The sequence below is a fragment of the Rhodococcus sp. NPDC127593 genome, assembly GCF_042671975.1.
In the GTDB taxonomy this organism is placed as follows: domain Bacteria; phylum Actinomycetota; class Actinomycetes; order Mycobacteriales; family Mycobacteriaceae; genus Rhodococcus_F.
On record NZ_JBHXWI010000193.1, the window covers coordinates 1 to 1,055 of the forward strand.

Consider the following 1,055-nt stretch of genomic DNA (forward strand, 5'->3'; position numbering starts at 1 on the left):
TAGACCGAAGTTGCGGTAGCTCTCGGCGGAGATTGCATGATCGACCTGAGAAGACGACGGAAATCGATTCGGAAATGTAGCCACTAATACTGCGTGTCGTTGCGGTGTCTCAACCGATAATCGATCTAACATGAAGACATGGCCCCATACAGCGGCGCAATGCACGTAGCCCGAAACAGGCGCAGCTATGTGACGAAGTCGGGTGAGGAGCGGGTCTACGAGTCGGTGCTGCTGCGGCGCACCTTCCGTGAGGGCGGCAAGGTCCGTCACGAGACGCTGGCGAACCTGAAGGCGCTTCCGGAGGCGTCGATCGCGGCGATCGAGGCGACCTTGAGGGGGCAGACGCTGGTCCCCGCCGCGGAGGCGGCCACTGTGCTCCGCTCGCTCCCACACGGGCACGTCGCCGCGGTCTGGGCCCAGGCCAAGGTGTTGGGCCTGCCCGCGATGCTCGGCCCGGCCGGCCGGCAGCGGGATCTGGCGATGGCGTTGATCCTCGCCCGGGCGGTGGCCCCGGCCTCGAAACTGGCCACCGCCTCCTGGTGGGCCGACACCACCCTCGGGGTGGACCTCGAGGTCGCCGGGGCGGGCACCGACGAGATCTACGCGGCGATGGACTGGCTGACCGGCCGCCAGGACCACATCGAAAAACAGCTCGCCGGAAAGCATCTCGACCCGAAGGTGAATCCGTCGCGGATCGCGATGTTCGACCTGTCCTCGTCCTGGGTGACCGGCCGGCACTGCGACCTGGCCGCCCGCGGCTACTCCCGGGACGGGAAGAAGGGCTGCGAACAGATCGAATACGGGCTGCTCACCGACCCCGCCGGTCGCCCGGTCGCGGTCCGGGTGTTTCCCGGCAACACCGCCGACCCGGCCGCCTTCGGTGCCGCGGTGGCCGCCGTGAAGGACACCTTCGGGCTGGAGAACATGCTGATGGTGGGTGACCGCGGCATGATCACCTCTGCCCGCATCACCGCCCTGCAGCAGGTCGGCGGCCTGGGCTGGTTGACCGCGCTGCGGGCCCCGCAGATCGCGGCGCTGGCCGCCGATGACGGACC

Annotated in this window: 1 pseudogene; it reads left to right on the plus strand. The window is 68.2% G+C overall.

The annotated features are described in order from the left end of the window. Positions 1–159 precede the first annotated feature (159 nt). A pseudogene (locus tag ACFVJ3_RS49555) lies at positions 160–1,055 on the plus strand (transposase); the annotation flags it as partial.